The following is a 20,695-nucleotide window of genomic DNA, read 5'->3' as shown; positions in this document are numbered from 1 at the left end:
CGTGTGATCGCGCATTGTCATCGAGGCATGGGGTCGGCATCTTCCGCCGGAGCGGGCCCTTGGGGGTTCGCTCATGAAGAAGGCTGTCCTGGGTGCCGTCACGGCGGCTGCGGTCGTTGCCGCGGCGCTCGTTCCGTCAGGCCCGTCAGTGCAGGCCGCAACCCGCAGCGCCGCCAGTGCGCCGCCGGGGTTCGGGTCGGCGTTGTCGTCGGTGCAGCAGTCGTCCTGGCAGACGAACGCGAGCGTGAACGCGGTCGCCGTCGCCGGGAACCTGGTGTTCGCGGGCGGGCTGTTCACCCGCGTCCGGCCGCCGGGGAAGGCACGCGGCGTGGGTGACGCGGCGCGGAAGTACTTCGCGGTCTTCGACCGGACCACCGGCGCGCCGACGCGGTTCGCGCCGAAGGTCAACGGGCCGGTGTGGAGCGTCGCGACCTCCCCGGACGGCAAGCGGGTCGTGATCGGCGGTGATTTCACCGTCGTCGACGGGGTCGCACGGTCCCGGGTGGCGATGTTCGATGTCGGCACCGGCAAGCTGGTCGCCGGCTGGGACCCGGCGGTCAACTACCGGGTCGCGGCGCTGAAGGTCACGGGCAGCACCGTCTACCTGGGCGGTTCGTTCGGCAGTGTGGACAAGATGACCCGGCACCGCATCGCGGCGGTCAGCCTGAGCACCGGCGCCTTGCTGCCCTGGGACCCGGACGCCGACGACGACGTACATGCGATCGAGCTGTCCGCCGACGGGACGCGGGTCTTCGTCGGCGGCGGCTTCGTCGAGATCGGCGGGCGCTCCTCGCACTCGCTCGCGATGCTCAGTGCCGCCACCGGCGCGGCGTACGACATGCCCGCCGCCGAGGCGATTCCGGAGCTGACGCCGGACTGCGACAGTCGCGTGAAGGACATCGAAGTCCAGGGCAACAAGGTGTTCGCGGCCAACGCGGGATCAGGTATCGGCTGCTACGACGGCGTGCTCGCCGCGGACGCCAAGACCGGCAAGCTGATCTGGCAGAGCCACTGCCTGGGCGCGACCGAGGCGATCAAGGCGATCGGCAACTGGCTCTACAAGGGGTCGCACGCGCACGACTGCAGCGCGGACGGCGGGTTCCCGGACAAGACCGGGATGCACCACCTGCTGGTCTACAGCGCGATCACCGGCAAGCTCGGCCCCTGGTTCCCGAACGCCACGGCCGGCGGCGAGACGCTCGTCGGCCCTTTGTCGTTCGCCTCCGGCGGCAACGACCTGTGGGCGGGCGGTGACTTCGTCGAGGTCAACGGCACACCGCAGGAAGGGCTGACCCGGTTCACCAACACCCCGGGCGGCGCGGCTCCGGCCAGGCCGCCGGCGCCGAAGGTCGCCAGCGCGCGGGCGAACAAGGTGACGATCGCCTTCGAGACGGTGCTGGACCGCGACAACCTCACGCTCACCTACTCGGTGTACCGCGGCAGCACGCGGATCGGCAGCTGGTCGCGGACGTCGAACTCCTGGACGAAGCCGACCGTCACCTCGGTCACCGACTCCGGTCTGACCAGCCGTCAGACGTTGTCGTACCGCGTCGAGGTCAGTGACGGCCGCAACGTCCAGAAGAGCTCGACGGTCAGTGTGAAGGTTCGCTGATCAGCACCTGGTTCCTCGACGCGGTACGACGAGGTTCGCGAGGTAGTCGTCGATCTTGGCACGGGCGCATTCGTTGGACTGGTAGAGCGTGTGCCCCGGACCGTCGTGGTAGATCGAGCCGCTGCCCGGAACCTTGTCGACGACCCGGGACGCGGTGTCGTACTCACTCCAGTTGCCCGCCATCAGCAGCGGCGGCAGGCCGTCGGGCAGCGCGGCGGGTGGGTTGCGGACCGGCACCGGCCACCCGATGCAGGACAGCATCGCGAGCTGGATGGTTCCCGCGGCCCCGGTGTACGGCGCGGCGGCCTCCATCCGCCGGACCTGCTGCTGCAGTTGTCGTTGGCTGGTCGGATGCGGCCAGTCCGTGCACTCGACAACACCCGGAGACGGCGCGGACGGGAACGGCGCGTTCGGCGGTTCCGGCACGAAGCCGGACGCGTCACCGGTCGCCGCGGCCTTCTTCAGCGCAGCCAGGAGTTTCGGGTAAGACGCCTCGCCGAGACGCGCGAGCCGCAGCCCGGTCCACCGGATCTCGTTGCCGTCGTACGTCGTGCTCCCGGCCGGCAGCGGGTGGCGCTGTGCCCGGGCCACCACCTGTCGCCACGACGCCGCGCAACCGCACCAGTCGAAGAAGCGGGTCATGAACGTCTGCACGTCGCGGGCGAGCTGGGTGAGTTCGCGGTCCCAGTTGTCGGTGCTGTGGTTCCAGGTGCCGTCCAGCACCATCGATCGGACGTGCTGCGGGAAGAGCCGGGCGTACGACTGGCCGATGAAACCGCCGTACGACGCGCCGTAGAAGTTGACCGTCGACTCGCCGAGCGACCGCCGGATCGCGTCGAGGTCGCGGGCGTGGCTCCCCGAGTCCATCGCCGCGAACAACTCCGGATCCTTGGCCTGGCACTTCTCCGCAACCGCCCGGTTGGCGGCTGCCAGCGCGTCGAACGCGGCCTGGTCGCGCGGCACCCGCGGCTGCCGTACGCCGGTCCACTCGCACGGCAGGTTGGTGCTCATCCCGGCAAGGTTGGGGCCGCCCCGGAGATCCCAGGTGACGATGTCCATCGTCCGGCGCAGACCGGCGAAGGCGTCCGCGCCGCCGTACGAGCGCAGCAGGTCGATGTTCATCCCCATCGGCCCGCCCAGGTTGACCTGCACGGATCCCTGTTTCGGCCCGGTGGCTGGTAGACGGCCGACCATCAGGGTGATCTTCCGGCCGGCCGGGCGGTTCCAGTCGACCGGCACCTGCAGGCCGGCGCACTCGATGCCGACGGTTCCTGGTCCACCGGGGCATTCGCCCCAGTCGAGAGTCGGAGCGGGCGGGGTGAGGGCGTTGGCCGTCAGCACGCCGCTCGCCGCGAGGGAGAGTAGTTTCAGCATGCCGCCCACGGTTTCGCGGATGCGCCGCCCGCACATCGGACCGGAGGCCGACGGCCCACGGTCCGAGGTGGTGGTCCATCGGCTCGGCTAGGTTCGGCGTGTGGAGTACGGACTGAGCCGGCGGCAACTGATCGCCGCGGACTGCCTGGTCGCCGTTGGGTACGCCGCCCTCGTCCTGCTCACGTCCGCCACCGGCCCGGGGCTCGTGGCGATCGGGCTCGCGCTGCCGATCGCGGTCCGCAGGATCTGGCCGCTGCCGGCGCTCGCCGTGGTCGCCGTCATGTCGGTGATCGCGTACTTCGTGGACGCGTTGCGCGATCCGCTGCTCGCCGCCGCCTACGTGCTGTACGTCGTCGCGCTGACCCGCTCGTCGAACCGCCCGCTGTCCAGCCGGCGCCTGATCGGTCTGGCCGGCGGAGTCGGCTTCGTCGTGCTCGTCCTCGCCGTGGTGGCCGGCGCGCCGGCAGGTCAGTCCCGCGCCGCGCTCGTGCTCACCGGCATCGCCGCCTTGTACGGCGCCTGGATTCTGGGACAGGTTGTCCGCGACCGACGGGCTGCCGCCGCCCGCGCCGCGCAGGTGCTGGCCGAGCAGGCGGTCGCCGCGGAACGGCTGCGGATCGCCCGCGAGCTGCACGACATCGTTGCCCACAGCATGGGATTGATCGCGGTCAAGGCCGGTGTCGCGAACCATGTCCTGCAGGTCCGTCCCGAGGAGGTGTCCGACGCGTTGTCGGTGATCGAGTCCACGAGCCGCGACGCTCTCGTCGAGCTCCGGCACATGCTCGGCCTGCTGAGGGCCCCCGGCGAACCAGCGGACCTCGCACCGCCGGCGGGTCTCGCCGCGCTGCCGGAGCTGGTCGCGCGGGTCGAGTCGACCGGTGTGGAGGTCGAGCTGAAGGTCGACGTACCCGAGCCGCTCCCGGACGCCGTCGCGCTCACCGTCTACCGGATCGTCCAGGAAAGCCTGACGAACGTCACGAAGCACGCCCACGCCTGCCGCTGCAGCATCACGATCACCGGCAGCGCCAACGCCGTACAACTCGAGGTGATCGACGACGGCGTCGGTGGGGCAGTGGTGGAAGGACACGGTCTGATCGGGATCCGCGAACGGGCCGGCGTGTACGGCGGTTCGTACCGGGCCGGGCCGCGGACCGCCGGCGGGTTCGAGGTCGTCGTACGGCTGCCGCATGAGTGAGATCCGGGTGCTGGTCGCGGACGACCAGGCGCTGCTGCGCGGCAGCTTCCGGGTGCTGATCGACACCACACCCGGCCTGACCACGATCGGCGAAGCGGCCGACGGAGCCGAGGCCGTCGAGCTCGCGCGCCGCGAGCGGCCGGACGTCGTCCTGATGGATGTCCGGATGCCGAAGCTGGACGGGATCGAGGCGACCCGGCAGATCTGTTCCGCACCGGAGACGGCCGGGACGAAGGTGCTGATCCTGACGATGTTCGACCTCGACGACGCCGTGTACGCCGGTCTGCGGGCCGGGGCGAGCGGCTTCCTGCTGAAGGACGTCCCGCCCGTGGAGTTGCTGCAGGCAATCACTGTCGTCGCGACCGGCGACGGGCTGCTGGCGCCGTCGATCACGCGACGGCTGATCGCGGAGTTCGCCCGGCTGGCCGAGCCCGGGCAGGCGCCGCTGACCGGACTCGACGGCGTGACCGATCGCGAGCGCGAGGTGCTGTCGCTGATCGCCCGCGGGCTGTCGAACGACGAGATCTGCGACCACCTCCACGTCGGCCGCGGCACCGTGAAGACCCACATCGGGCACCTGCTCGCCAAACTCCACGCCCGCGACCGGGCCCAGCTGGTGATCGCCGCGTACGAGTCCGGGCTGGTGCGGCCTCGGCGAGTCTAGAGGTGCGGGAGGATCGCGCTGAGCGCGATCAGCAGGCAGATGCCGCCGTTGAGGTACGGATGGCTGACCAGGATCGCGACGAACTCGCGGATCGTTGCCGTCGGCCAGTAGTACGCCGCCGTCGGGGAGCCGATCACCTGGCCGTTCAGCTTCGCCCTGCGGGCGGTCAGCGCGGCGCGGAACGCGTGGAAGTTGTTCGTGACGATCAAGCAGCGGTACTGCGGTCGTAGCCCGGCCATCAGGTCACGGCTGAACGTCAGGTTCTCCCAGGTCGTCGTCGACTTGTCCTCGCGCAGGATCTGCTCGTCCGGGACACCGCGCTCGACCAGGTACGCCGCCATCGCGTGCGACTCGGGCAGGTCCTCGTTCGGCCCCTGGCCGCCGGACGTGACGAGCAGCGGCGAACGGCCTCTGCGGACGGCGCGCTCGTACACCTGCTTCGCCCGGTCGAGGCGGCTGGCCAGCAACGGCGGCACCCGGGACCCGATCAGGCCCGAGCCGAGCACGACGACGAAGTCGACCTTCCGGGACGAGCGGACCCGGCTGTAGACGAACGCGTACACCAGGAAGCACAGGAACAGGAACGAGATGTAGGTCAGCACACCGAGCAGGACCGACCGTACGGCGGCCAGCGGCTCCCAGCCGATCTTCTCCACCAGCACGCTGAACACCACGAAACCGATGATCCCGAGCCCGACGAGCAGTGACAGCAGGTTGGACAGCCGGCGGCGCTCCCGGCGCAGCATCGTGACGCCGTTGATCACCAGGAACACGGCGAGCACCGCGATCGAGAGCGGGATCGCGGCCAGCACCGCGACCGCCAGCCAGCGCCCGGCGGTCTCGTTCACGCTCTCGACCGCGAAGATCAGCCCGAGGCCGGCGAACATCAGCGCGAGAACCAGGAAGATCCCGTTCTTGAACAGGCGCCGGTCGCGCAGGAAGCTGACGCCGAAGACGAGGAACCAGAAGGCGGCGATCCCGAAGCAGATGACCATCGGGCGTCATCAAAGCACGCTCCGTCGCCGAGCGGGGGGAGGCAGGGCGGGGCGCCGCCGGGACAGCTCGCGCGGTCGTTCGCGGTGTGGACGGACCGAGGCGCGGCGGAAGCTGGTGTGCGAGGCTCGGGCGGACGGGTCGGGTGGTCGAGAGAGGCGGTCGGACGTGAGCCAGGTGACGAACTGGGCAGGCAACGTCAGCTTTGCGAGTGAGCTGCAGCGGCCTCGGACCGTCGAGGAGCTGCAGGAGCTGGTCGCGGCGGCCGAGAAGGTCCGGGTGCTCGGCACCGGGCACTCGTTCAACCGGATCGCCGACAGCACCGGTGTGCTGGTCAGCGTGCAGGACCTGCCGCAGGTCGTCGAGGTCGGCGAGCGCGGCGTGACGGTCTCGGCCGGCCTCCGGTACGGCGAGATCACGGCCGCGCTGCAGGCGCAGGGGCTCGCGCTGCACAACCTCGGGTCGCTGCCGCACATCTCGGTCGCGGGCGCGTGCTCGACCGGTACGCACGGCTCCGGCGACACCAACGGCCCGCTCGCGGACGCGGTCAGCGCGATCACGTTCGTCGACGCGCGCGGCGAACTCGTGACGCTGACCCGCGACGACCCGGACTTCGCCGGTTCGGTCGTCTCGCTCGGCGCGCTCGGGGTGACCGTGAGCCTGACCCTCGACGTGCAACCGTCGTACGAGATCAGCCAGGTGGTGTACGACGGGCTGCCGGTGGAGCGGCTCGGATCGGACCTGGACGCGGTGATGGGCAGCGCGTACAGCGTGAGCGCGTTCACCGACTGGGTGGACCCCGACGTCATGGTCTGGCGCAAGCGCCGCGAACTGACCGCGCCGGAGCCGCAGTGGCTGGGCGCCACGCTCGCCGACGGGCCGCGGCACCCGATCAAGGTGATGCCGGCCGACTACGCGACCCAGCAGGGCGGCGTACCGGGCCCGTGGAACGAGCGGCTGCCGCACTTCCGGCTCGAGTTCACGCCGAGCAACGGCGACGAGCTCCAATCGGAGTACTTCGTCCCGCGCGCACGGGCCGCCGAGGCGTTCGACGTACTGCGGGCCCTGGGCAACCGGTTCGCGCCGGTGATCCAGGTGTCGGAGGTCCGCACGATCGCCGCCGACGACCTGTGGCTGAGCCCGAGCCAGGGCCGCGACACGGTCGCCCTGCACTTCACCTGGATCCAGGACGAGACCGCCGTACGCCCGGTGGTCGCGGAGCTGGAGGAACGGCTCGCGCCGCTGGACGCCCGCCCGCACTGGGGCAAGGTCTTCGCCGCCGACGCCGCCACCCTCGCCGAGCGCTACCCCCGCGTCCCGGACTTCATCGCCCTCGCCGCGAAGTACGACCCGGCCGGCAAGTTCCGCAACCCCTACCTCGACACGTTCCTGCCAGCTAGAGCTGGGTGAGGTCCTCGAGGGTGCCGGTGATGGTCCACAGCAGGTTGCGGAGGACGCGGCGGTCCTCGGGCGTGAGCTGGGCGAGGGCGCGGCGGCCGGCCCGGTCGTAGATCTCCTGGACCGTGTGGGCGAGTTCGACGCCGTGCTCGGTCAGCTCGATGCCGACCTGTCGCGCGTCGGTCGTGCTCTTCACCCGCCGTACGAGCCCGGCGGCCTCCATCCGCTGCGTGGTCTTGGTGGCCGTCGGCACCTCGACGTCGAGCACCTTCGCGAGCCGCGCCACCGGCAGCGACCCGTGGTGCAGCAGCTTGGCGAGCACGAGCTCCTGACCCGTGTGCAGCACGGTCCCGGCCAGCTCGTCGGCCACCGCCTTCCGCGCCGCCCGGTCCGCGAACCGCAACGCGACCAGCACGTCCGCCTCGTCGGCCGGCGCCTCCGGCGACCATCCGCCGTCGGTGGCGGTCACGTGTGACTCCGCGGGAGGAACGGGTTGCGGGAGTTGAAGTCGCCGATGTAGTCGGTCGGGATCGCCGGCTCGCCGCGGCTGAGCTGGCTGGCGGAGCGGGGGAGCTCGTCGCGGACCTTCTGGTGGTGGGCCTGCGACTCCTGCGGGGTGGTCCGGCCGACGATCTTGCCCGACTCCACGAGCGGCTTCAGCAGCTCGCGGTCGTCGCCGTCGTCGGTCGGCTGCTCACCGACGCCGATCAGCTCGACCTCCGCGACCCCGGCGGCCGAACGCCGCCGCAGGGCCCACTTCCGGCCGCCGATCGAGATCTTGTCCGGGCTCTTCTTCGCCACCGGCACCAGGTCACCGCTCGCGTCCTCGCGCGCGACCAGCTTGTACACGAACCCGCAGGTCGGGTAGCCGGAGCCGGTGACCAGCGACGTACCCACGCCGTACCCGTCGACCGGCGCCGGCGCGAGCGCGGCGATCTGGTACTCGTCCAGGTCGCTGGTCACGATGATCCGGGTCTTCGTCGCACCGAGGGAGTCCAGCTGCTCACGGACCTGACCGGCCAGCGACGGCAGGTCGCCCGAGTCGAGCCGGACCGCGCCCAGTTCGGGACCGGTCAGCTCGATCGCGGTACGCACCGCCGCGGCGACGTCGAACGTGTCGATGAGCAGCGTCGTCCCCTTGCCGAGCGCGTTCACCTGCGACCGGAACGCGTCCTCCTCGCGGTCGTGCAGCAGCGTGAACGCGTGCGCCGCGGTCCCGGTGCTCGGGATGCCGAACCGGCGGGCCGCCTCCAGGTTCGAGGTCGCGCCGAACCCCGCGATGTACGCCGCCAGCGCCGCGCCGACCGCGGCGCCTTCGTGGGTGCGCCGCGAGCCCATCTCGATACAGGGCCGCCCACCGGCCCACCAGGTCATCCGGGATGCCGCCGAGGCGACCGCGGAGTCGTGGTTCAGGATCGACAAGAAAACGGTTTCCAGCAGCACCGCCTCGGCGAACGACGACTCCACCACGAGCACCGGCGACCCCGGGAAGAAGATCTCCCCGTCGGCGTAGCCGGAGATGTCGCCGGTGAACCGGTACTCCGCCAGCCAGTCCCGGGTAGCCTGGTCGACGACGCCGCGATCGGCCAGGAAGGCGATCGTCTGCTCGTCGAACCGGAACCGCTCGAGCGCGTCCAGCAGGCGGTTGACGCCCGCGACCACGCCGTACCGGCGGCCGTCCGGCAGCCGGCGCGCGAACAGCTCGAACACCGAGCGGCGCTGTGCCGTACCGTCGGCCAGCGCGGCCTGCAGCATGGTCAGCTCGTAGTGGTCGGTCAGGAGTGCCGTCGAGTGGGTCACAGGTGCAGCCTATTGCGAGAGCGGAACCGATGATGGAGAGAATGGACAGGTGACCACCGCACCGAGCGAACTCGAGAGCCCCGAGGTCGATGAGGCGATCGAGCTGAGCCCACCTTGGGTGACCGTCGTCTGGAACGACCCGGTCAACCTGATGGACTACGTCACGTTCGTCTTCCAGAGCTATTTCGGCTACTCCAAGTCCAAGGCGGAGAAGCTGATGCTGCAGGTGCACCAGGAAGGCAAGTCGGCGGTCTCGAACGGTAACCGGGAAGCGATGGAACGCGACGTGGAAGCGATGCACACCTACGGCCTGTGGGCCACTTGCGAGAAGTCGTGACACGGTTCCGCAAGCGCCGCAAGACCGTCGTCGTCAGTTTCGCCGAGCACGAGGCGGACATCCTGGCGAACCTGCTCCGCAACCTGGTCGAGCTGCTGTACGACGGGCTGCCGCCGCGCGCCACCGAGTCCAGCGACCCGCTGGCGGCGCTGCTGGACTCCGACGGCCCGACGTCGCCGCCCGAGGACGTCGTCCTGCAGCGGCTGCTCCCGGACGCGTACCAGCAGGACGACATGGCGGCGGCCGAGTTCCGGCGGTTCACCGAGCGCGGGTTGCGCGAGGGCAAGGTCACCGACGCCAAGCGGGTGCTGTCCGCGCTCGAGCAGTCCGGCGCCGACGAGATCGCGCTCGAGCCGGACGAACAGCTCTCCTGGCTGCGCGCGCTGAACGATCTCCGCCTCGCGATCGGCACCCGCCTCGACATCAAGGACGAGGACGACTACTCCACCTGGGAGAAGCTCGCCGACGACGACCCGCGCCGCCTCACCTACGACCTCTACGACTGGCTCGGCTACCTCCAGTCCGCCCTCCTCCACAACATGCGCCCGTAAACACCACCCCCACCGCCACGAAAGGACACCACCTCCGGCGGCGACTGCCTTTCGGCGCCTCCGGCGCGTGCGCGTAGCTGCAGACGGGCGGAGCTGGTTGGCGCGGACGAATGTGGTCCCGGGGCCCGCGAACCGACACCGCCGCCGGCGGCGGGTGGATACGCCTCCGGCGACAAGGACACCGCCTTCGGCGCGTGCGAGTCGGGTGGTGCTGGGTGGAGGTGGTTGGCGCGGGGGATGTGGTGGTGCCGGGGCGTGGCGGCGTCGGGTCTGCGAACCGGCTCGGTGGTGCGAAGGTGGTGGCGCCTGTGGCGTGTGCGCGTCTCGTGCCGATGGGTGCAGGTGGTTGGCGTCGGTGTGGTCGTGCCGGGGCGTGAAGGCGTCCGGCGACGGTGCGCACATGGCGAGCACCGCGGACGTCGTACCACCGGGAGCTGAGCGCGACCCTTCGTCTTGTGGAGGGCTCTGGGCCGCTCGGTGGTGGGAGTGCTTAGGGTTGCGTTCATGGAGACGCGAGCGCTTGGCCGGACGGGTCGTGACGTCGGTGTGGTCGGACTCGGTGCGTGGCAGCTGGGAGCCGACTGGGGGTCGGTGGACGAGAGTGACGCGCTTGCGGTGCTGCGGGCCGCGGTCGACGGTGGCGTGACGTTCATCGATACCGCGGATGTGTACGGGGACGGGCGGAGCGAGCGGCTCGTCGGGCAGGTGCTGAAATCCTCCGAGGGGCTGACCGTGGCGACCAAGATGGGGCGTCGGGTCGAGCAGGTGCCGGAGAACTACACGCTGGAGAACTTCCGCGCCTGGAACGACCGGTCCCGGCAGAACCTCGGTGTCGACACCATCGACCTGGTCCAGCTGCACTGCCCGCCGACCCCGGTGTACTCCGACGACGCGGTCTTCGACGCGCTCGACACCCTCGTCGGCGAGGGGCGCATCGCGGCGTACGGCGTCAGCGTCGAGACCTGCGCGGAGGCGCTGACCGCGATCGCCCGGCCGAACGTCGCCTCGGTGCAGATCATCCTGAACGCGTTCCGCCTCAAGCCGCTCGACGAGGTGCTGCCCGCGGCGCGGGAGGCGGGGGTCGGCATCATCGCGCGCGTGCCGCTCGCCAGCGGGCTGCTGTCCGGCAAGTACGACGAGCACACCACGTTCTCCGCCGACGACCACCGCACGTACAACCGTCACGGCGAAGCGTTCGACGTCGGCGAGACGTTCTCCGGCGTCGACTTCGGCACCGGCCTGGAAGCCGTCCGCCGCCTGATGCCCTGGCTCCCTGCCGGCGCCACCATGGCCCAGTTCGCCCTCCGCTGGATCCTCGACCAGCCCGGCGTCTCGGTCGTCATCCCCGGCGCCCGCAACCCCGCCCAGGTCGCCGGCAACATCTCCGCCGCCACCCTCCCGCCACTCACCGAGGACCAGCTCACCGCCGTCCAGGAGACCTACGACACCCTCATCCGCCCCCAGATCCACGACCGCTGGTAGGCCGCTGTCCGCATTCTGGACCGACTCCGCGGTTGGCGGGGTCGGCGCGGCGCTCGCCGTACCGTGGAGACGTGCTGGTCATCGAGAAGGCGACGTACGACGCGATCGTGGCGCACGCGCGGCGGGATCATCCTGACGAGGCGTGCGGTGTGGTCGCGGGCGCGGAGGGCAGTGACCGGGCCACCCGGTTCATCCCGATGTTGAACGCCGCGATGTCGCCGACGTTCTACGAGTTCGACTCCGGCGACCTGCTCCGGCTCTACAAGGAGTTCGACGAGCGGGACGAGGAGCCGGTGGTGATCTACCACTCGCACACCGCGACCGAGGCGTACCCGTCGCGGACCGACATCAACCTGGCCCAGGAGCCGGGCGCCCACTACGTGCTGGTCTCGACGCGGGACGGCGCCGACTCCCCGGCCTACGACGGGCCGGTCGAGTTCCGCTCGTACCGGATCGTCGACGGCGAGGTCACGGAAGAAGAAGTACGCGTGGTTGGTTCCTATGGAGAAAGCCCTGAAGGAGAAGACTGATATGGCGATCGAGCTGCGCGTGCCGACGATCCTGCGCACCTACACGGGTGGGGCGAAGGCGGTCACCGGCGACGGCGCGACCCTGGCCGAGTTCATCGACAACGTGAACGGGACCCACGCGGGTCTCAAGGAGCGCATCGTGGAGGGCGAGCCGGAGGAACTGCGCCGGTTCGTGAACGTGTACGTGAACGACGAGGACGTCCGGTTCACCGGCGGCCTGAAGACCGAGGTCAAGGACGGCGACGTCGTCGTCGTGCTGCCGGCCGTCGCCGGCGGCTGAGCCTGATGCGTTTCGACAGCCTGCTCGACTCGGTCGGCGGCACCCCGCTGGTCGGGCTGCCGCGGTTGTCGCCGTCGGCCGACGTGCGGCTCTGGGCGAAGCTCGAGGACCGCAACCCGACCGGGTCGATCAAGGACCGGGCCGCGTTGCGGATGCTGCTGGACGCCGAGAAGGACGGCCGGCTGCGCCCGGGCACCACGATCCTCGAGCCGACGTCCGGCAACACCGGCATCTCGCTGGCGATGGCGGCCAAGCTGCGCGGCTACCGGATGGTCTGCGTGCTGCCGGAGAACACCTCCGAGGAGCGCCGCCAGATCCTGCGGATGTGGGGTGTCGAGATCATCTCCTCCCCGGCCGCGGGCGGCTCCAACGAGGCGGTCCGGGTCGCGAAGCAGGTCGCGGAGGAGCACCCCGACTGGGTGATGCTGTACCAGTACGGCAACCCGTCGAACGCGCTCGCGCACTACGACGGCACCGCGCGGGAGATCCTCGACGACCTCCCGTCGGTCACGCACTTCGTGGCCGGCCTCGGCACGACCGGGACGCTGATGGGCGCCGGCCGGTTCTTCCGCGAGCACAAGCCCGCGGTGAAGATCGTGGCCGCCGAGCCGCGGTACGGCGAGCTGGTCTACGGCCTGCGCAACCTCGACGAGGGTTTCGTCCCCGAGCTGTACGACGAGACGCTGATCGACGCCCGCTTCTCGGTCGGTCCGCGCGACGCCGTCCGCCGGGTGCGGGAGCTGCTCGACAACGAGGGTATCTTCGCCGGCGTCTCGACCGGCGCGATCCTGCACGCGGCGCTCGGCCAGGCGGCCAAGTGCGTGCGTGCGGGGGAGACCGCGGACATCGCGTTCGTGGTGCCCGACGGCGGCTGGAAGTACCTGTCGACCGGTGCCTACGAGGGCACGATCGACGAGGCGGAGGACCGGCTCGAGGGCCAGCTCTGGGCCTAGGCCCTTGTCTGGTTGCCGGTCCGGCAACCTTTCGTGCTGTTTCGGCGAACCGATGGCAGGGTCGGCGGATGACCAGACGCAGACGTGATGCCGGCCCGCCGGCGACCGGGCCGGGTGAGCGCGAGGTGCTGGTGGGCTTCCTCGACTATCTCCGGACGTCGATCGCGACCAAGGCGGAAGGCCTGCCGGAAGAGCTTGTGCGGCAGCCGGGTGTTCCGTCGGGTACCACCGTGCTCGGGCTGATCAAGCACCTGACCGCGGTCGAGCGGCACTGGTTGCTCGGACAGCCGGTGCGGAACTGGCCGGCGACGTTCCGCGCGCGTGCGGACGAGACGGCGGCGGAGGTGCTCGCGGCGTACTACGAGACAAGCGCCGAGGCGAACACGGCCGTCGCGACGTGGGACGACCTCGAGGCGCCGGGCCCCAGGCCGGGAAGGTCGAGCGCGCCGTCGCGGCGGTGGACGCTCGTGCATCTGATCGAGGAGACCGCCCGGCACGCGGGGCATGCCGACATCCTGCGGGAACAGCTGGACGGCCGGACCGGGCGCTGAAACCACCGGGTCCGGGGGTGCAGGGGTTCGTGCAGGAATCAGGGGAGTGGCCGGGCCGGCGGGCGGAGGGCCGGTCCGTGCCGTCGGGTGCCTGTTGTTGCCTTAGGCACCTTCTGCAGGGGTTCTACGTCATGTTCGCCTACGGTTGCTTGAAGAGGACCTTGCGGCCCAGTCGGGGGTGGACGCCGCGGCCCTTGCAGCTGTTGCACGGGCGCTGGGCGTAACTGAAGATGCTGCCGCGGTGCCGGCCGGCACCCTTGCACCGGTTGCACTTGGCATTCGGGTGCAGCGACAGCGAGACGACGTACGCAGCGAACGCCGCCATGAGGACGAGCACCATCAATCCCGTCGGCCCGAGGGCCGTCGCGATATCGGCTGCCGTGCCCGGGGTCGACTCCGTGGCCTGACTCGCGGCCTGCCCTGCGGCCTGCACGTGGTCGGGCTGTGGAGTTGGTGCTGCGGTGGTTCCCAACACCACCGCGAGGTGATGCGTCAGGTTCATGGCATCACGAAGGGCGGTCGAACAAACATCGGTCCAGAGTGGCGTGCATCACGCGAAAAGGCAATTCCATAACGTAAAGATGTGGATAACCTCGGCGTGTCGTTGCCACCGGTTAGGTAAGCCTGCACTTCGCGTCTGCCCGCGATCGGATCTGTATAAGCTTTTCCCGTGGCTGACGCACCGGTGGGGATCTTCGATTCAGGCTTCGGGGGACTCACCGTCGCCCGCGCGGTTCTCGACCAGTTGCCGCACGAGCCGATCCTGTATCTGGGCGACACCGCCCGCCAGCCGTACGGTCCGAAGCCGATCGCCGAAGTGCGTGAGTACGCGCTGGAGTGTCTCGATCATCTCGTCGAGGCCGGCGTGAAGATGCTGGTGATCGCGTGCAATTCCGCGAGTGCGGCGATGCTGCGCGACGCCCGCGAGCGGTACGACGTACCGGTCGTCGAGGTGATCCTGCCGGCCGCGCGCCGGGCCGTCGCCGCGACCCGGAACCAGCGCGTCGGTGTGATCTGCACGAAGGCGACCGCGCAGTCGCTCGCCTACGAGGACGGCTTCGCGGCCGCGCCGCAGGTGGAGCTGTTCACCCGTGCGTGCCCCAAGTTCGTGGACTTCGTCGAGTCCGGTGTGACGTCCGGGCCGGAGTTGCTCGAGGCGGCCCATGAGTATCTGGACCCGCTGGTCGAGGCCGGCGTCGACACGTTGATCCTCGGCTGCACGCACTACCCGTTGCTCACCGGCGTCATCTCGTACGTGATGGGCGACAACGTCACGCTGGTCAGCAGCGCGGAGGAATGCGCCAAGGATGTCTACGGCGTCCTGACGAAGACCGGCCTGCTCCGCCCCGACAACCTGCCCGCTCCCGAGCACCGGTTCGTCACGACCGGCAATCCCGCGGAGTTCGCGGCGATCGGCTCGCGCTTCCTCGGCCCCGCGCTGGCGAACGTGGACCAGTTCGCCTGGGTCCGCTGACCTGTGACCTGGGTCGCACCCGGCCGTTGTCCAAGGCACCGGACGCGGCCGGGATGCCTGTGCAGTAGCCGAATCGACGCCTCCGGTCGTCCTGCGAAGGCCGAGACTCGCCGGTAGGGTTCCAGGTATGAAGCTCACCGTGATCGGTTGCTCCGGGTCTGTGCCCGGGCCGGACTCGGCCGCCTCGAGCTATCTGGTCACCGCCGACGGGTTCAACCTGATCCTCGACCTCGGCAGTGGCGCGCTCGGTTCGCTCCAGCGGCACATCGCCGTCCCGGAGATCGGGGCGATCGGCCTGTCCCACCTGCATCCTGACCACTGCATGGATCTGTGCGGACTGTACGTCGCGGCGCGCTACGCGCCCGGGGCGCCGATCCCGCGGATCCCCGTGTTCGGGCCGCCCGGTACGTCGGAACGCATGGCGCTGGCGTACGACCTGCCGCTCGAGCCCGGGATGGAGGAGGAGCTGGAGTTTTATGCCTGGCAGGACGTCCAGCAGGTCGGGCCGTTCACGATCCGCACCGCGCGGATGGTGCACCCGGTGCCGGCGTACGCGATCCGGGTCGAGCACGGGACCAAGTCGCTGGTCTACACCGGCGACACCGGGCCGAACGACGCGCTGATCGAGCTCGCCCGCGGCGCCGACGTGCTGCTGTCCGAGGCCGCGCTGCCGGACAACGAGCCGAACAACCCGGTCGACCTGCACCTGACGCCGTCCGACGCCGGTGAGCACGCGAAGAAGGCCGGCGTGAAGCGGCTCGTCATCACCCATGTCCCGCCGTGGTACGACCGCGTCACGCAGGCCGAGAACGCCCGCCGTACCTTCCCCGGTCCGGTCGAGCTCGCCACGCCGCACGCCGTCTTCGACATCTGACACTGGACACCGCGCAATTCTGAGATCTACTCTCAAATTAGAGCTGATCTCAGAAAGGTGGACAGTCATGCCGGATCCGCGGCGGTGGTGGGCCCTCGGGGCGATGTCGGTCAGCCTGATCGTGATCGGGCTGGACCTGACCGTGCTGAACGTCGCGCTGCCGACGCTGGCCACCGATCTCGAGGCGTCGACGAGCCAGCTGCAGTGGTTCGCCAACGCGTACACGCTCGTGCTCGCCTCGCTGCTGCTCCCGGCCGGGCTGCTCGGCGACCGGTTCGGACCGAAGCGGCTGATGCTCGGGGCGCTGGTGGTGTTCGGGCTGGCGTCGGCGGCGTGCGCGTTCGCACAGACACCGGGTCAGCTGATCGCAGGTCGCGCGGCGCTCGGGGTCGGGTCGGCGTTCCTGATCCCGCTGTCGATGTCGTTGCTCAACCTGCTGTTCGCGCCCGAGGAGCGGCAGCGTGCGATGACGATCTGGCTGATGGCGAACTCGCTCGGCATCCCGCTCGGCCCGGTGCTCGGCGGCTGGCTGCTGGACCACTACCGCTGGGGTTCGGTCTTCCTCATCAACCTGCCGCTGGTCGTCGTCGGTCTGGTGGCCGTCGCGCTGCTGATCCCGAACACCGCCGGCCACCGGTCTCGGCAGATCGACGTCCCCGGAATCCTGCTGACCGCGGCGGGACTGGTCTGTCTGACGTACGGATTCATCGCCGCGGGCGAGCACGGCTGGGGCTCGGGCTGGGCGCTCGGCGGGATCGCGGCCGGGGTGATGCTCCTGACCGGGTTCTGGGCCTGGGCCCGGCGTACGGCGGACCCGTTGGTCGACCTGTCCCTGTTCCGGTCGCCCGGCTTCACCTGGGGCACGGTGCTCGCGACGCTGGCGTCGTTCGCCCTCGTGGGCTTGCTGTTCGTGCTGCCGCAGTTGTTCCAGGCGGTGCAGGGCGCGGACGCGTTCCAGGCCGGGCTGCGGTTGCTCCCGATCATCGGCGGGATGTTGGTCGGTGCGAAGGCCGCCGAGCGACTGGTCGAGGCGGCCGGCGCGCGGACCTCGGTGGTGATCGGGTTCTCGCTGATGCTGGCCGGCCTGGTGCTCGGGGCCTTCACGGACGTCGGCGACGGCTACGGGTTCACCGCGATCTGGGTCAGCCTGGTCGGCGTCAGCATCGGGTTCACGTTGCCGCCGATGAACGGGCTGGCACTCGCGGCGCTGCCGCTCGACCGGAGCGGCTCCGGATCCGCGCTGATCCAGGCGTCGCGCCAGGTCGGCGGGACGCTCGGTGTCGCGATCCTCGGCACGGTGCTGAACGCGGCGTACCGCGACCGGCTCGACGTCACCGGCCTCCCGCCCGCGGCCGCCCACGCTGCCCGCGACAGTGCGTCGGCTGCGATCGCGATCGGCTCGCCCGAGCTGACCCGCTCGGCGCGCGCGGCGTTCGTCGCCGGGATGGACGTGACGTTGTGGGTGTGCGCGGGTCTCGCGGTGGTGTCCGTCGCGCTCGCGGTCGCCTTCCTGCCCCGTCGTACCCGGGTCCTTGCCACAATCGGTGCATGAGCGGGTTGCGGGAGCGGAAGAAGGCGAAGACCAGGGCGGCGATCCAGGAGCACGCGCTGCGGCTGTTCCGGGATCAGGGGTACGCCGAGACCACCGTCCAGGAGATCGCCGCCGCGGCCGAGGTGTCGCCGGCGACGTTCTTCCGGTACTTCGCGACCAAGGAGGACACCGTCGTCCTCGACCGCCTTGACCCGGTCATGATCGACCGGTTCCGCAACCAGCCGCCCGACCTGCCGCCGACCGAGGCCCTGCGCGCGGCGATCCGCGAGGCCTTCGGCGAACTGTCCGAGGACGAGTGGGAACTGGAGTCCGAGCGCCAGCGGCTGGTGATGAACGCCCCCGAACTCCGGGTCCGGATGCTCGACCAGCTGTACGCAGGCGTCGACCTCCTGGCCGGCCTGGCCGCCGAACGCACCGGTCGGCCCACGGACGACTTCGCCGTCAGAGCCTGGGCCGGCGCGGTCGTCGGCGTCGTCATGGCGACCTACGAGGCGGCTCTGGATGCGCCCATGACGGAGTACCTCGCCACGGTCGACCGCGCCTTCGAGTTCCTGGCCGAGGGTCTTCCGCTGACCTAGAGTCCGGCCGCCGGTTCGTCGGGCGGCTTGGCGTACGCGGAGACGACACCGGGAAGCGTACGGAGCGCGCGGACCATGATCGTGTCCTCGGCGTCGCCCTCGCCGGCCGTGAACCAGGTGGACAGCTCCGCGTCCTGGACGCCGGGGTGGAGCGGGCGCAGCGCGATACCGAGCGCAGCTGCCGCGGCGACGACCGCGTCGGGGTCGTCGCCGGACAGTCTTGCGACAACGGTCAACCTGACACCACCAGGCCGACCACGGTGCCGTCGTCGTACCAGACCTGGACCGTGCTGCCGCTGCCGAGGAAGGCCCGCTGCACCATGTCGCACTGGATCGCCGTCGGGTTGGTCAAAGCCCGCCAGCCGTTGTCGGCGAACAACCACAGCCGCATCGGGCCGGACGGGATCGGGACGAGCTCCATCCAGTACTGCGTGGCGATCGCGGAGGTGACTGCTGCCACCGCATCGGGCGTCGCGGCCCGCGCCGGCTGCCCGGCAGTCGGAGTGGTGGTGGCTGCACGGCCGCCACCGGCGGCCGGACCGCCGTTGCTCGACTGGATGACTGGATTGGTGGTGGTCATGAGAACTCCTTGAGCAAAGTATGTACCGAATTCAGCAGATCAAGAGCCGGAGACGACCAGGCCGACGACGACGTCCCCCTGGTGCCAGACCTGGACGGCCGAGCCGGAGCCGAGGAACGCCCGCTGGACCATGTCCTGGATGACCACGTTCGGGTCGTCCAGATGCCGCCAGGCCGAGTTGACGAAGAACCACAGGCTGCGTGCGCTACCGGCCGGATACGGTGTCAGCTCGTCCCAGTACTGGCTGGCGATACCGGTCTCCGTCACCACCGGTACGAGCGCCGCCATTGCCTGGCGCAGATCCGGACGGGTGCCGATCCGCTCAGTGGCCGGTCCGTTGAGCCCGTCCTGCTGCGGCGACCCCGTGGTGCGCAGCAGGTTCTGTGCCTGCGCCGGCGTCAGCTTCGCCCGGCCGGCGGCCGCCTGCATGCCTTGGATCGCGGCCAGTGAGCCGACCACGATCGGCGACGCGGACGACGTACCGCTGAACCGCTTGGTGTACCAGCGGTTCTCGTCCGCCCCGTCCTGCAGGTCGCCGTACCCGGTGGTCACCACTTCGCGGCCCCAGCCCTGGGCGTCCACCCGGGCGCCGTAGTTGGAGAAGTCGAGCCGTGACCGGTCGGGGCCGAAGGTGCCCGAGGGCGGCGCGCCGGCTCCGACGATCACCGCGCCGGAGGACGGGTTGGCGGGGTTGAACGGGTTCTGCCAGGTCGCCGGGAATCCGGCCGCCGGGGTGTCGTACAGGGGGTCGTCGAGGTTCTCCGCGCCGTTCCCGGCGGCGCCGACGACGATGACGCCCTTGCCGACCGCGTAGCGTACGGCGGCGAGGTCGTCGGGCCACCACTCGATCGCGATGTACCCGCGCTGGTCCCCGCGCGGTGCGAAGTTGAACCGCGGGCCTGGCCGGTGCAGCTCGAGCAGGATGATGTCGCCGGGGCCGAGCGCGTCGGCCGCCTGCTGGATGCAGGTAGCCGATCCGGTGTTGCCGAAGATCGACGCGCCGCGGACGACGGCGTCGGGGGCGATCCCGAGCACGCCGATACCGTTGTCATCGGCACCTATCTCGCCGATCACCGCGGTGCCGTGGTTACGCCAGTCGGGGTCCCCGGGCGGGTTCCCGGTCAGCACGCCGCCGGCATTGAGGAGGAGATCCTCGTGGGTGAACAGCCACTCGCCCTCGACGTCGATGATCCGGATGGTGGCGCCGCGGCCGCCGGCCTGAGTGGCCGCCCACTGCGCGTCGACACCGCCCGGCGCCGGGCCGAGGTACCCCTGCAGCGGGGTGAAGTCCGGCGTCGCCGCGGGTGGCTGCAGTACCTCGGGACGGGGCGGAGCCTCGACCGAGGCCGGTTCCGCCGCCGGCTTCACGTACGCGGCGGACACGTGGTCCGCGGCCGCGAGCCGCTCGGCCAGCGCGTCCAGCCGGTCGTCGCCGGCGCGTACCCGGTAGAACTCCGCGAGCCCCGGCGTACCTGCCGCGGGTGCCGCGGCGCCGCGCGCCCGGATCGTCTCCTCGTCGGGCCCGAACACCGGCTCGAGGGTGATCTCCTCGGCGGTCAGTACCGCCGACAACTGTGAGGTGTCCGCACCGGCCAGTGACGCGACGGCGTACGGCGCAGCCCGCAACCTGGCAGACGGCTCCGCCACCACGATGAGTTCCCGCTCCGGCCGCAGGGACGCAGACGGAGTGCCGGACCCGTTGCTGCCGCTGTTGCTGCCGCTGTTGCCGCCGGTACGACTTCCGCGGTTGCCCCCGCCGCCTGCTTTCTCCTTCGTCGTCCGAGTCCTTCGTTCGGCCATGACGCCCTCCCTTGCGTGAGCCGGCGCTGCGGACGCTGCCAGCGCAGCGTCACCACGGCGTCACTCGCACAAGGTCCAACGCTTGTTCATTTCCGGAGCACCCGGCAGGGGCGATGA

Annotated in this window: 23 protein-coding genes; 15 read left to right on the top strand and 8 right to left on the bottom strand. The window is 70.5% G+C overall.

What is annotated here, in order from left to right; genetic code table 11:
* Window positions 1–73 precede the first annotated feature (73 nt).
* On the top strand, window positions 74–1,612 hold the full coding sequence (locus tag AB0I12_RS31805; RefSeq protein WP_359936462.1) for a fibronectin type III domain-containing protein: 1,539 nt from the start codon (window positions 74–76) through the stop codon (window positions 1,610–1,612).
* On the opposite strand, the gene AB0I12_RS31800 is transcribed toward AB0I12_RS31805, so the two are convergent.
* Entirely contained in the window at window positions 1,613–2,986 is a 1,374-nt protein-coding gene (locus tag AB0I12_RS31800) for an alpha/beta fold hydrolase (protein ID WP_359936459.1), read from the bottom strand. It abuts the gene before it with no gap.
* Between the two features lie 100 nt (window positions 2,987–3,086).
* On the opposite strand from AB0I12_RS31800, the gene AB0I12_RS31795 reads away from it, so the two are divergent.
* Together AB0I12_RS31795 and AB0I12_RS31790 are read left to right on the top strand one after the other, a co-directional pair.
* A complete protein-coding gene (locus tag AB0I12_RS31795) occupies window positions 3,087–4,181 on the top strand; it encodes a histidine kinase (RefSeq protein WP_359936456.1) in 1,095 nt (364 codons plus the stop codon).
* Complete coding sequence (locus AB0I12_RS31790) at window positions 4,174–4,845, top strand: response regulator transcription factor (protein ID WP_359936453.1); 672 nt, start codon at window positions 4,174–4,176, stop codon at window positions 4,843–4,845. The genes AB0I12_RS31795 and AB0I12_RS31790 overlap by 8 nt, the downstream gene beginning before the upstream one ends.
* Here the strand turns inward: AB0I12_RS31790 and AB0I12_RS31785 are convergent.
* Window positions 4,842–5,840 carry a YdcF family protein gene (locus AB0I12_RS31785; RefSeq protein ID WP_359936450.1) on the bottom strand — a complete coding sequence of 333 codons (999 nt, stop codon included), beginning with the start codon at window positions 5,838–5,840 and terminating at the stop codon, window positions 4,842–4,844. The genes AB0I12_RS31790 and AB0I12_RS31785 overlap by 4 nt on opposite strands.
* Window positions 5,841–6,015: 175 nt before the next feature.
* On the opposite strand from AB0I12_RS31785, the gene AB0I12_RS31780 reads away from it, so the two are divergent.
* A complete protein-coding gene (locus tag AB0I12_RS31780) occupies window positions 6,016–7,248 on the top strand; it encodes an FAD-binding protein (RefSeq protein WP_359936447.1) in 1,233 nt (410 codons plus the stop codon).
* Here the strand turns inward: AB0I12_RS31780 and AB0I12_RS31775 are convergent.
* Window positions 7,235–7,705, bottom strand: coding sequence for a MarR family transcriptional regulator (locus AB0I12_RS31775; RefSeq protein WP_359936444.1), 471 nt, complete (start codon window positions 7,703–7,705; stop codon window positions 7,235–7,237). The two genes, AB0I12_RS31780 and AB0I12_RS31775, sit on opposite strands and share 14 nt — an antisense overlap.
* A complete protein-coding gene (locus tag AB0I12_RS31770) occupies window positions 7,702–9,036 on the bottom strand; it encodes a nicotinate phosphoribosyltransferase (RefSeq protein ID WP_359936441.1) in 1,335 nt (444 codons plus the stop codon). The genes AB0I12_RS31775 and AB0I12_RS31770 overlap by 4 nt, the downstream gene beginning before the upstream one ends.
* Before the next feature lie 49 nt (window positions 9,037–9,085).
* Here AB0I12_RS31770 and clpS point away from each other — a divergent pair, with 49 nt between their 5' ends.
* The 7 genes from clpS (at window position 9,086) to AB0I12_RS31735 (ending at window position 13,720) form a co-directional block, all read left to right on the top strand.
* Window positions 9,086–9,373 (top strand): ATP-dependent Clp protease adapter ClpS, encoded by a 288-nt coding sequence (gene clpS, locus AB0I12_RS31765; protein WP_359936438.1) that lies wholly within the window; start codon window positions 9,086–9,088, stop codon window positions 9,371–9,373.
* Complete coding sequence (locus AB0I12_RS31760; RefSeq protein WP_359936435.1) at window positions 9,370–9,924, top strand: DUF2017 domain-containing protein; 555 nt, start codon at window positions 9,370–9,372, stop codon at window positions 9,922–9,924. The genes clpS and AB0I12_RS31760 overlap by 4 nt, the downstream gene beginning before the upstream one ends.
* Window positions 9,925–10,428: 504 nt before the next feature.
* Window positions 10,429–11,406 (top strand): aldo/keto reductase, encoded by a 978-nt coding sequence (locus tag AB0I12_RS31755; RefSeq protein ID WP_359936432.1) that lies wholly within the window; start codon window positions 10,429–10,431, stop codon window positions 11,404–11,406.
* A 71-nt stretch (window positions 11,407–11,477) separates the two neighbouring features.
* Window positions 11,478–11,936, top strand: a complete 459-nt coding sequence (locus AB0I12_RS31750) for a M67 family metallopeptidase (RefSeq protein WP_359936429.1) — start codon at window positions 11,478–11,480, stop codon at window positions 11,934–11,936.
* A gap of 1 nt (window position 11,937) precedes the next feature.
* The gene (locus tag AB0I12_RS31745) at window positions 11,938–12,216 is read left to right on the top strand and encodes a MoaD/ThiS family protein (protein WP_359936426.1); all 279 of its coding nucleotides are present in this window, start codon (window positions 11,938–11,940) and stop codon (window positions 12,214–12,216) included.
* Between the two features lie 2 nt (window positions 12,217–12,218).
* The gene (locus AB0I12_RS31740; RefSeq protein ID WP_359936854.1) at window positions 12,219–13,169 is read left to right on the top strand and encodes a pyridoxal-phosphate dependent enzyme; all 951 of its coding nucleotides are present in this window, start codon (window positions 12,219–12,221) and stop codon (window positions 13,167–13,169) included.
* Window positions 13,170–13,237: 68 nt separating this feature from the next.
* Complete coding sequence (locus tag AB0I12_RS31735) at window positions 13,238–13,720, top strand: DinB family protein (protein ID WP_359936424.1); 483 nt, start codon at window positions 13,238–13,240, stop codon at window positions 13,718–13,720.
* 139 nt (window positions 13,721–13,859) lie between these two features.
* On the opposite strand, the gene AB0I12_RS31730 is transcribed toward AB0I12_RS31735, so the two are convergent.
* Window positions 13,860–14,222: a hypothetical protein gene (locus AB0I12_RS31730; protein ID WP_359936422.1), complete on the bottom strand. Its 363-nt coding sequence runs from the start codon at window positions 14,220–14,222 to the stop codon at window positions 13,860–13,862.
* A 168-nt stretch (window positions 14,223–14,390) separates the two neighbouring features.
* On the opposite strand from AB0I12_RS31730, the gene murI reads away from it, so the two are divergent.
* From murI to AB0I12_RS31710, 4 genes are all read left to right on the top strand, one after another.
* Complete coding sequence (gene murI / locus AB0I12_RS31725) at window positions 14,391–15,194, top strand: glutamate racemase (protein WP_359936420.1); 804 nt, start codon at window positions 14,391–14,393, stop codon at window positions 15,192–15,194.
* A 127-nt stretch (window positions 15,195–15,321) separates the two neighbouring features.
* Window positions 15,322–16,068 (top strand): MBL fold metallo-hydrolase, encoded by a 747-nt coding sequence (locus AB0I12_RS31720; protein WP_359936418.1) that lies wholly within the window; start codon window positions 15,322–15,324, stop codon window positions 16,066–16,068.
* 67 nt (window positions 16,069–16,135) lie between these two features.
* Window positions 16,136–17,620 (top strand): DHA2 family efflux MFS transporter permease subunit, encoded by a 1,485-nt coding sequence (locus AB0I12_RS31715; RefSeq protein ID WP_359936416.1) that lies wholly within the window; start codon window positions 16,136–16,138, stop codon window positions 17,618–17,620.
* The gene (locus AB0I12_RS31710; RefSeq protein WP_359936415.1) at window positions 17,617–18,198 is read left to right on the top strand and encodes a TetR family transcriptional regulator; all 582 of its coding nucleotides are present in this window, start codon (window positions 17,617–17,619) and stop codon (window positions 18,196–18,198) included. The genes AB0I12_RS31715 and AB0I12_RS31710 overlap by 4 nt, the downstream gene beginning before the upstream one ends.
* Here the strand turns inward: AB0I12_RS31710 and AB0I12_RS31705 are convergent.
* From AB0I12_RS31705 to AB0I12_RS31695, 3 genes are read right to left on the bottom strand one after another with little or no spacing between them, the layout of a single operon-like run.
* Window positions 18,195–18,434 carry a hypothetical protein gene (locus AB0I12_RS31705; protein ID WP_359936413.1) on the bottom strand — a complete coding sequence of 80 codons (240 nt, stop codon included), beginning with the start codon at window positions 18,432–18,434 and terminating at the stop codon, window positions 18,195–18,197. The two genes, AB0I12_RS31710 and AB0I12_RS31705, sit on opposite strands and share 4 nt — an antisense overlap.
* A complete protein-coding gene (locus tag AB0I12_RS31700; RefSeq protein ID WP_359936411.1) occupies window positions 18,431–18,778 on the bottom strand; it encodes a hypothetical protein in 348 nt (115 codons plus the stop codon). Before AB0I12_RS31700 ends, AB0I12_RS31705 begins: the two co-directional genes overlap by 4 nt.
* A 39-nt stretch (window positions 18,779–18,817) precedes the next feature.
* Complete coding sequence (locus tag AB0I12_RS31695) at window positions 18,818–20,578, bottom strand: S8 family serine peptidase (RefSeq protein ID WP_359936408.1); 1,761 nt, start codon at window positions 20,576–20,578, stop codon at window positions 18,818–18,820.
* Window positions 20,579–20,695: the final 117 nt, after the last annotated feature.

The organism is Kribbella sp. NPDC050459 (genome assembly GCF_040655315.1).
In the GTDB taxonomy this organism is placed as follows: Bacteria; Actinomycetota; Actinomycetes; order Propionibacteriales; family Kribbellaceae; genus Kribbella.
Note: the sequence above shows the minus strand (reverse complement) of the source record. Positions and strands in the feature narration are given on the sequence as shown.